Below are 10,197 nucleotides of genomic sequence, written 5' to 3'. Positions count from 1 at the left end.
CGGCAGGAGAAGGCTGTGCCCGGAGGGGGGCGGCCGCCCCGGGCTGGGTGGCCTGCGTCTCACTGGCCCGGAGGTCGAGCTGCTCCGACGGGCCGAGTAGCGCGGCGGCCCGGGTGTGCGCGGGGTGTCGGGGAAGTGACACGGCTCGGCGGCGGCTGTGGCCGCCCCTGCCGGGTCCAGGGGTGTCGGCAGCTGTTCGGGACGTCATGGCCCGAGAACGTAGAGCCTTTCCACGACCAAAGATGATCATGGAGAATTTCTGTGGATAACTCTCGACCTGTGGACAACTCGGCCACTCGTCAGGGTGATGACCCTGTCGCAGGCGGTTTCGGTGGGCCACACTGGGCACATCCGGTCAGGACCGCGAAACCGGCAGGAGCACCCTTCCGGCCCGACGACCGACCGGGATCACGGCTCATCCCGGAGGCCGGCGAACACGATCAACGCGGCGCGACGATGGCGCCCAACAGCCCCGGCCCGGTATGCGCGCCGAGTACCGCGCCCACCTCACCGACCCGCAACTCCCCCAGCCCTGAGAGACGTCCAGCCAATCGTTCCGCGAGCTGGTCGGCGCGTTCGCCGGCCGCCAGATGCTGAACGGCCACATCGACCGAGCCACTGCCAGCGTGCTCCACCGCCAGCTCCTCCAGCCGAGCGATCGCCCGGCTCGCGGTTCGCACCTTCTCCCTGAGTTCGATCCTGCCGTCCCTGAGCTCCAGCAGCGGCTTGACCGCCAAAGCCGATCCGAGCAGGGCCTGAGCCGTATTGATCCGGCCACCGCGTCGCAAGTGGTCCAGCGTGTCCACGTAGAAGAACGCACGCGTCGCCGCCGTGCGGATGATCGCCGCCTCAGCGGACTCGGCCAGGTCGCCCCCCGATGCGGCGACCTCGGCGGCCGACACCACTCCGAATCCCAAAGCCATCCCGATGGTTCCGCTGTCCACGACCCGCACCGGAACCGGCGAACGGCGAGCGGCGAGCACCGCCGCGTCGTGAGTACCCGAGATCTCGGACGAAAGATGGACCGAGACCACGGCGGAGGCCCCGCGCTCGGCGGCGCGCCGATACGCGGCCAGAAAGGTCTCGGGGCTCGGCCGGGAAGTGGTCACCGGAGCGTGTCGGCGCAGGGCCGGCACCAGGCTCTCGGCCGCCTCACGGGTCCCGTCCTCAAGAGGAGTCCCGTCGACCACCACCGTCAGAGGAACGGAGGTGACCCCGTACTTCTCCAGTACCGACTGCGGCAGATACGCGGTGGAATCGGTGACGACAGCGACTGAGCGGGACATGAAACCGCAGGATACGGCAGGGCCTGAACTCACTCGGTCTCGGCGTCGCGGGCCGGCTTGCGCCGGAAGAGCTGGCGGCGCTCCGGTTCCGGCGCCAGCTCGGGCTCCTGCTCGGACGCGGGAACAGCGGGCGCCCAGTGGCGCAGCGCGCTCGCTTCGATGTCGATCTGCGCGTGCAGGGAGTCGAGTTCGTCGCGGTCGTAACGGTTGGCGCGGTCCTGCGCGGCATGACGCAGGGCGTCGGCGGACCGCTTGATCCGGTCACCGCGCTGCCTCAGCTCAGGGAGGCGAGCGGTGATCCGGCCACGATCCGGCTCCCCCTGCATCAGGGTGCCCAGTTCCCCGTCGAGCTGGCGGGCGTGGCCGTGAAGCTGGTCCAGCAGGGTGAGCGCCTCACGCAGAGCAGGGTCGTCCTGCGAGCCCGCTTCCAGGACGCCACGTGTCGCGTCGACCGAGCTGCGCAGTTCGCGACGGATGCGCGCCAGCTCACCGCTGGCGCCCGGCTGAGCCGCGCGCGCTTTGAGCGTCGCGTCGGAGATGGTGCGGCGAGCCTGCGCCCCCGCTCGTTCGATCCCGCGCTTGGTGGCACGCACGGCGGCGACCGCCAGAAAGACGAAAACCAGGAAGGACAACACCAGCACCGCGAGCACGATCTCCATGATGCCTCTCCGGTTCCTCTCCGGTCATCTCTTCTCACCGTCACTGTCCCGATAACGACGGCCCGCCCCGCCGCACCGTGCGGCGGTGGCCGGCACGGCGACCCGCCCGGACAGGCCTTGCGCGGGGGCCGACCCGCGCCCACGGCCCCCACCCGGGGCGAGGACCGCCGACCCCGCGACGGCGTGGTCACCGTCCAGGGTAGGCGGAACCGTCCCGGAACGTTCAGTCCGGTCGGCAGGGGCGCTGCCGAGCTGCCACCGCCGGGCCCGACGGCATCCACGCCACGAGCTCCCACGCCGGACCCCGCAGACTCCGGGCGAGCAGTCCTCGGCCAGCCGACGCCCGGCGGAGGAGCGATCGGGCCGGAGCGACGGAACGGGAAAGGAAGCAGAGAACGAAGGGCCATGACGGACCACGTGAACCGGGAGGGCCGGTATGGCTCCGTGCCACACCGGCCCGGGTCACGCGGTCACCCCTGTCAGCCCTCTCAGTCGTGCCAGCCCTGTCAGCCCTGTCAGTCGTGTCAGCCGGGCACGATGTTGACGAGCTTCGGCGCCCGCACGATCACCTTGCGGATGGGTGCGCCGTCGAGGGCCCGCAGCACCGCCGGATCGGCCAGTGCGACCGCTTCCAGCTCGGCGTCGGTGATCGCGGGAGCGACCTCCAGCCGGGCCCTGACCTTGCCCTTGATCTGCACGACACAGGTGACGGACTCGTCGACCACATAGGCGGGGTCGGCTACCGGGAAGTCGTGGTGGACCAGGGACTCGTCGTGACCGAGCCGCTGCCACAGCTCCTCCGCGACGTGCGGCGCCAGCGGGGCGACCAGCAGCACCATGGTCTCGGCCACCTCGCGTGCCACGGGCGTCCCGTTGCCGGCTGCCTTGGTCACATGGTTGTTCAGCTCGGTGATCTTCGCGATCGCCGTGTTGAAGCGCAGCCCCTCCAGGTCGCGGGTCACCCCGTCGACCGCCTTGTGCATCGCCCGCAGCGTGGCGTCGTCCGGTGCTTCGTCGACCACGGTGACCGTGCCGGTCTCCTCGTCCAGGACGTTGCGCCACAGCCGCTGCAGCAGCCGGAACTGGCCGACGACGGCGCGGGTGTCCCAGGGGCGGGAGACGTCCAGCGGGCCCATCGCCATCTCGTAGAGCCGCAGTGTGTCGGCGCCGTACTCGGCGCACACCTCGTCCGGGGAGACGGCGTTCTTCAGGGACTTGCCCATCTTGCCGACCTCGCGGCGGACCTGCTCGCCGTCGTGGAAGTAACCGCCGTCGCGCTCCTCCACCTCGGCGGCCGCCACCGGGAAGCCGCGGGCGTCGCGGTAGACGTATGCCTGGATCATGCCCTGGTTGTACAGCCGGTGGAAGGGCTCAGCCGCGGAGACGTGCCCCAGGTCGAACAGGACCTTCGACCAGAACCGGGCGTACAGCAGGTGCAGCACGGCGTGCTCGGCGCCGCCCACATACAGGTCGACGCCGCCGTGCGGCCGGCTCTCGTCCGGCCCCATCCAGTACCGCTCGATCTCGGGGTCGACCAGTGCCTCGTCGTTGTGCGGGTCGAGGTACCGCATCTCGTACCAGCAGGAACCCGCCCAGTTGGGCATGGTGTTGGTCTCCCGGCGGAAGCGGCGCACGCCCCGGCCGTCTCCGAGGTCCAGCTCGACGTTGACCCAGTCCTCGTTGCGGGACAGCGGCGTCTCCGGCTCGGTGTCCGCGTCGTCCGCGTCGAAGGTCCGCGGCGAGTAGTCGTCGACCTCGGGCAGTTCCAGCGGCAGCATGGACGCCGGCAGAGGGTGTGCGACGCCTTCCTCGTCGTAGACGATGGGGAAGGGCTCGCCCCAGTACCGCTGGCGGCTGAACAGCCAGTCGCGCAGGCGGTAGTTGATGGTGCCCGCGCCCAGGCCGCTCTCCTCCAGGTAGGCGATGACGGTGCGCTTGGCCTCGTCGACACCCATGCCGTTGAGGTCGACGCCCTCACCGGCGGAGTTGATCGCCGGGCCGTCGCCCGTGAACGCCTCGCCGTCAAAGCCCTCGGGGGGCTGCACGGTCCGCACGATCGGAAGGTCGAAGACGGTCGCGAACTCCCAGTCGCGCGGGTCCTGTCCGGGCACGGCCATGATCGCGCCGGTGCCGTAGCCCATCAGTACGTAGTCGGCGACGAACACCGGGATCGACTCGCCGTTGACCGGGTTGATCGCGTAGGCACCGGTGAAGACACCGGTCTTCTCCCGCGATTCGGCCTGCCGCTCCACGTCCGACTTGGCGGCGGACTGGGCGCGGTAGGCGGCGATGGCCTCGGCCGGGGTCGCGTGCCCGCCGGTCCAGGCTCCGTGGGTGGTCTGCGGCCAGGCAGCCGGGGCGATGGCCTCGATCAGCGGGTGCTCGGGAGCGAGCACCATGTAGGTCGCGCCGAACAGGGTGTCGGGCCGGGTGGTGAAGACCGTAACGGTCTCCTGGCGTCCGTCCGGCGTCGCCACCGGGAAGTCGACGCGGGCGCCCTCGCTGCGGCCGATCCAGTTGCGCTGCTGCAGCTTGATGGCCTCGGGCCACTCCAGCTGCTCCAGGTCGTCGATCAGGCGGTCGGCGTAGGCGGTGATCCGCATGTTCCACTGCCGCAGCTTGGCCTTGAAGACGGGGAAGTTGCCGCGTTCGGAACGCCCGTCGGCGGTGACCTCCTCATTGGCCAGGACGGTGCCCAGTCCCGGGCACCAGTTGACCGGGGCGTCGGAGGCATAGGCCAGGCGGAACTCGCCGAGGACATCCGCGCGTTCACGCTCGTCCAGCTCGGCCCAGACGCGGCCACCGGGGACCTCGCGGGTGCCGTCGGCGAACGCGGCGACCAGCTCGTCGATCGGCCGGGCCCGGCCGGCCTCCTGGTCGTACCAGGAGTTGAAGATCTGCAGGAAGATCCACTGGGTCCACTTGTAGTAGCCCGGGTCGATGGTCGCGAACGACCGCCGCCGGTCGTGGCCCAGGCCCAGCCTGCGCAGCTGGGCCTTCATGTTGGCCATGTTGGCCTCGGTGGAGACGCGGGGGTGGGTGCCGGTCTGCACCGCGTACTGCTCGGCCGGCAGGCCGAAGGCGTCGAAGCCCAGGGTGTACAGCACGTTGTTGCCGGTCATCCGCAGGAACCGGGCGTAGACGTCGGTGGCGATGTACCCCAGGGGGTGGCCGACGTGCAGCCCGCTGCCGGAGGGGTACGGGAACATGTCCATCACGAACTTGGACGGCTTGGCGGCCAGTTCCGCGTCGCCCGCGAGTTCCCCGCTGGGGTTCGGCGTCTCGTAGGTGCCGTGCTTCTCCCAGTAGTCCTGCCAGCGTGCCTCGATGTCCGCCGCCAGCTCGGCTCCGTACTTGAATGTCTCGGTCATCGTCCTTCTGGCTCCATCGGTCGTTTCCGCCCCCGGACAGCAAAAAGCCCCTCGCTCAGGAGGGGACGCCGCGCTGACTCCGCCGGCCTGCCGGTCCAGCCGGCGGCCCTGTGCGGTGCTTCTCAGCGCGGCCCGGTAAGCAGCAGGCGTACGGCACGCATGCAGTCAGGGTAGCGCACCCGACTCGGCGGCCCGAACACAGCGAACGGGCCGCCCGGCTTCCGGACGGCCCGCCTGTACCACTGTGGAGCTAAGGAGAATTGAACTCCTGACCTCCTGCATGCCATGCAGGCGCTCTACCAACTGAGCTATAGCCCCAGGGGGTGATTCCGCGCACATTCAGTGCCGGAATCCGTGGAGCTAAGGAGAATTGAACTCCTGACCTCCTGCATGCCATGCAGGCGCTCTACCAACTGAGCTATAGCCCCGGATGTGGTCCGCCACGGATACCTGAGGTTTTCCCGAGGTCCCCGCTGCGGCGTCGCCTACTGTACACGGCCACGGGGGTCCGATGCCAAATCCGTTACCCGTCACGACGGGCGGGCATGGGCGGTGGTTCGGAGCCTCTTCCACCGCCCCTCGCCAGGGTGTTCACCGGCGGACGCACAGCCGACGGGTGGGAGGTGGTTCCACCTCGGGCCGTCCACCACGGAGGGTGCTCAGCATCCGTGCCGCACACCGACAGTCCGCGGCCGACAACACACGGGCACGCACACCCGGCAGAGCACACGGCGACCGGCCGCACCCGGCAGACCACACACCGGCAGACCGGCACCCACACGAGGCACGCCGCCGCCGAGGGAGTCGTCAGGCGCTGGCGAAGGAGTAGAAGCGCTTGAGCGCGCAGTGCTCGTCGAGCAGCCGTCCGTAGATCGGCTCGCCCTCCAGCTCGCGGTAGACCTCGATCGGGTCACCCTTGATGATCAGCGCGCGTGCGCACTCGACGCACCAGTACTGGTAGGCGTCGTTGACGGGCTCCAGATCGCGGACGATCGGGGTCCCGCTACCGCACCAGTCGCACTTCCGGCTGTGTGCACCCATGTCAACGATCAGCCCCAGCCTCGGTCGCGGACCATGCGCACGTGGCAGCCTCCGTCATCGTCGTGAGGTCGTCGCGAGGCGCGCCGGGGTTTCCCCCCGCCCGGCGGGCCTGGTGGAGCCTTTGCGATTCTGCCACGTCGAGCGCCGCCCGATAAGCCGGAAATCCCGCCCAACGACCAAGGAGACGGGATCGATATACGCCGCACCGATACGGCACCCGGGTGGGCCGGGGGCGGGCGGAGCCGGCGGCGAACGGTCGCCCCCGGGCCCGGGAGGGCCGCGCCGGCCGCCTGATCACGGCGCGAGAGGGAGGACGGACGGGCGGCCCGGCCGCTGCGGGCCGCCGCGTCGGGACCGCGCGAGCCCGGCGACCGCATGCGCGCGGCCCGCCCCGAACAGCACCGAACCCCCACCGGGAAGTTCATCCGTTGGAGGGCGAGCCCTGGGTGCCGGTTGACGGCCGGGCGAGCGAACGAGGCCCCACCCGGCCGGCCCACTGCCGGCGAGCGACGCCGAGGAGCGCCCGGCGGACCACACCCGACTGGCGTCAGGTGTCGTCGCCGATCACCGGCTCCGGCAGGCTTCCGGCGTTGTGTTCCAGCAGGCGCCAGCCGCGCGTGTTCTCACCCAGGACGGACCAGCTGCAGTTGGCGAGGCCGCCCAGCGCCTCCCAGCTGTGGGGCGCCAGCCCGATCATCCGGCCGATCGTGGTGCGGATGGTGCCGCCGTGGCTGACGACGACGAGCGTGCCGCCCTCGGGCAGGTCGGCGACGGCCTCCTCGACAGTGGGCGCGGCCCGGTCGGCGACCTCGGTCTCCAGTTCGCCGCCGCCCCGGCGCACGGGCTCACCGCGTTTCCAGGCGGCGTACTGCTCGCCGTGGCGCTCGATGATCTCCTCGTGGGTCAGTCCCTGCCAGACGCCCGCGTAGGTCTCGCGGAGTGCCTTGTCGTGGCTGACCGGCAGCCCGGTCACGGCGGCGAGTTCGGCCGCGGTGTCCGCGGTGCGGCAGAGGTCGGAGGAGATGATGGCGTCCGGCCGCAGCCGGGCCAGGATGACGGCGGCGCGCCGGGCCTGGGCGACGCCCTCGGCCGTGAGCGCGATGTCGGTGGTGCCCTGGAAGCGCCGTTCGAGGTTCCAGGCGGTCTGACCGTGGCGCCACAGGACGACGCGGCGGCCGCTGGGTGCGGTGCTCAGTTCAGCTCACCACCCGGTCCCGCCTCACCGGCGGTCTCGGCCGTTCCTTCGGCAGCGGACGCGTCGACGCGCGGGCCCTTGCCCCGGGTGGCCTCGGCGTCCGCCGGGAGCGGCAGCTCGGGGCAGTCCTTCCACAGTCGCTCCAGGGCGTAGAAGACTCGCTCCTCGGAGTGCTGGACGTGCACGACGATGTCCGAGTAGTCCAGTAGCACCCAGCGGCCCTCGCGCTCGCCCTCGCGGCGGATCGGCTTGACGCCGAGCTGGTGCTGGAGCTGCTCCTCGATGCCGTCGACGATCGCCTTCACCTGGCGGTCGTTGGGTGCCGAGGCCAGCAGGAAGGCGTCGGTGATGGCCAGGACGTCGCTGACGTCGTAGGCGATGATGTCGTGCGCCAGCTTGTCCGCCGCGGCCTGGGCGGCGACGGTGATCAGCTCGGTGGCGTGGTCTGTGGCGGTCACGGGATCAGCTATCTCCACGGTTGGTCGGATACCGCTCCAGGGTCTCATGCCCCACCGGTGGCTCTCCGGGCCCGCCCACCCGGCCACCCCGGGCCCACCCGGGAACGGGGACAGGGAAGGGAACGGGCACGGGGACGGGAACGGCCCCACGCCCGCCGGCGGCGGAGGCGGGGCAGCCCGAGAGCGTGCGCGCGCCCACGGCTCAGTCCGCGTAGTCCTCGCCGATGAACACGGCGACATCGGCGTTGCCCGGCGTATCGGCCTCGGTGACCTGGTCCTCCGGGATGCCGAGCGTCCGCGCGACCTCCAGCGCGGTCTCCCGGAAGGGTTCGGCGCCGTATCGGACCTCGGAGGCGGCGACCGCGTCGGCCTTCTTGCTGTCGACGACGGTCCATCCGCCGTTGACCAGCGCGATTCCGACGCTCTCGCCCGCGCTCTCGGAGCCGCTGGCGTCCCGCACGGCGATCCGCGGGTTGCCGGACATGTCGGCGTTGCTCACCGCGCCGCCGAGTACGGCCATGACGACGCTGTCGGCGGTCTCGTCGCTGACGGTGCCGTCCTCCTCGACCGGCAGCACGATGGACGTGTGCGATCCGTCTTGGGCCATCACTGCCAACTGGGCGAGGCTGGCGCCGAGTTCCCCCTCCGACAGCGAGGGGTCGGCGATCTGTGCGAGGTTCTCCACCACCTGCCGGGAGCTCTCCTCGCTGGTCGGCATCTTGCCGAGCACTCCGGCCATGACCTGCGCGAACCGGTCGAGTTGAGCGGACTGCGGCTCGTCGTCGGCGCGGTAGACGGAGTAGGTGATGGCACGCCGACCGTCGAGCGTCTGCTCGCCCGCCTCGACGACCGGCTCCTCGTCGTCGACCGGTACCGGGGTGGCGGAGTCGACGGGTACGCCGCCGACGAGGTCGACGAGGTTCTCCAGGTACGGGGTGTCCAGACGCCAGGTGCCCTTGATCTCCGCGCCGAGCAGGGTGCCCACGGCGTCACGGACGGAGGCCGCGCCCTCGTCCTGGACGGCCTGCCCGAGGGTGGTGGTGCCGCCGTCCGGTGAGACGACCAGGGAGTTGGGGAGCAGCAGGGTGGTGGCCTCGCCCGTGGTCTCGTTGGCGACGAGCAGCACGGTGGAGGTGGTGTCCCCGCTGGTCTCGCGCAGGTGCAGGATGATGACGTCGCGGGACTCGGCGACGACCTCCCCCTCCTCCTCGTCGGCTCCGCCGGAGAGGAACGGCAGCCGGTCGCCCGCCCAGAGGTAGCCCGTTCCGCCGAGGACGGCGAGGACCAGGGCCACGACCAGGAGGTTCCGGCGGCCGCGGCCCCGCCGCTTGGCGTCCTCACGGCGTTCGGTCCGGCTCTCGGTGAACTTCAGCCAGTCGATGACTTCTTCGGAGTTCTCGTTCTGTTCCTCGACGAACGCGAACTGCTCGGTCTGGTAGTCGTCGTCGCCCTCGCGCGGCGCGGGCACGCCCGCGGAAGCGCCACGAGCGGTGGCGTTCTCCGCCTGGCCACCGGGGGCGGACTCGCCGGCGGCGGCGGGCTGTTCGGCGGTGGACGGGTCCGCGCCGCGGCCGCCGCGGCCCCGTCCGGCCCGTCGGCCGGCCTTCGGTGCCGTCGGCTGCTCGGCGCCGGTGGTTCCGGGCTGCTCGCCCGGCGGGGAACCCGGCCCGACGCCCGGGCCCGTACCCGGCCCGACGCCCGGTCCACGCTCACGGTCGTAGTCGTACTGCGGCGGCACGGCGGGGTGCGCGCCGCCGGCCAAGTCGGAGCCGTGGCTGTGCCGTTGGGAGTCGCCGTACTCCTGGGGAGTCCCGTAGCCCTGGGGTTCGGCGTAGCCGGTTCCGGTGCCCGCGCGTTCCGCGGCGTGACCGGTGGCGTCCGTGCCGTAGGAGTGGGGGCCGCCTGGGTAGCCGTGCTGTGCGTAGCCGTCGTGCGGCACGCGCCCCCCTGCCGGGTCGTAGCCGGGGGTGTAGTCGCCTCCGGCCCCTCCGCCGTGGGCGGGCTGCTGCCCGTAGCCCTGCGCGCCGTACGGGTCGTGGCCCCCGGGCCCGGTGTGCCCCCCGTGCTCGCCCACTCCCGCCTGGTCTCCGGGACCCGCCGGTGGCGGCCCGTAGGGCGAGTGCGGGTCGTAGGGCTCGTGCCCCCCGGCGGGTCCCGGAGACCAGGCGGGAGTGGGCGAGCACGGGG

At 71.5% G+C, this 10,197-nt stretch carries 7 protein-coding genes and 2 tRNA genes; all 9 read right to left on the bottom strand.

All coding sequences use genetic code 11. The features are described from left to right. Positions 1 to 440: 440 nt before the first annotated feature. Positions 441 to 1,286, bottom strand: a complete 846-nt coding sequence (locus tag E0D90_RS19035) for a DegV family protein (protein ID WP_130799381.1) — start codon at positions 1,284 to 1,286, stop codon at positions 441 to 443. A gap of 29 nt (positions 1,287 to 1,315) precedes the next feature. Beyond that, a complete protein-coding gene (locus tag E0D90_RS19030) occupies positions 1,316 to 1,945 on the bottom strand; it encodes a hypothetical protein (RefSeq protein ID WP_174856226.1) in 630 nt (209 codons plus the stop codon). Positions 1,946 to 2,469: 524 nt separating this feature from the next. Then, the gene (leuS, locus tag E0D90_RS19025; protein WP_103503816.1) at positions 2,470 to 5,316 is read right to left on the bottom strand and encodes a leucine--tRNA ligase; all 2,847 of its coding nucleotides are present in this window, start codon (positions 5,314 to 5,316) and stop codon (positions 2,470 to 2,472) included. A gap of 245 nt (positions 5,317 to 5,561) precedes the next feature. Continuing rightward, a tRNA-Ala gene (locus E0D90_RS19020) sits at positions 5,562 to 5,634 on the bottom strand. 37 nt (positions 5,635 to 5,671) lie between these two features. Further along, positions 5,672 to 5,744: transfer RNA gene (locus tag E0D90_RS19015), tRNA-Ala, on the bottom strand. Positions 5,745 to 6,123: 379 nt separating this feature from the next. After that, positions 6,124 to 6,357, bottom strand: a complete 234-nt coding sequence (locus E0D90_RS19010) for a hypothetical protein (RefSeq protein WP_103503817.1) — start codon at positions 6,355 to 6,357, stop codon at positions 6,124 to 6,126. Positions 6,358 to 6,904: 547 nt separating this feature from the next. Then, entirely contained in the window at positions 6,905 to 7,552 is a 648-nt protein-coding gene (locus E0D90_RS19005) for a histidine phosphatase family protein (protein WP_130799380.1), read from the bottom strand. Beyond that, entirely contained in the window at positions 7,549 to 8,010 is a 462-nt protein-coding gene (gene rsfS / locus E0D90_RS19000; RefSeq protein ID WP_103503819.1) for a ribosome silencing factor, read from the bottom strand. The genes E0D90_RS19005 and rsfS overlap by 4 nt, the downstream gene beginning before the upstream one ends. 202 nt (positions 8,011 to 8,212) lie before the next feature. Further along, positions 8,213 to 10,197: LCP family protein (locus E0D90_RS18990; RefSeq protein WP_227870322.1), on the bottom strand; the 1,985-nt coding region annotated here is incomplete at its 5' end.

This window comes from Streptomyces otsuchiensis (assembly GCF_004305975.1).
Taxonomy (GTDB): Bacteria; Actinomycetota; Actinomycetes; order Streptomycetales; family Streptomycetaceae; genus Streptomyces; species Streptomyces otsuchiensis.
Note: the sequence above shows the minus strand (reverse complement) of the source record. Positions and strands in the feature narration are given on the sequence as shown.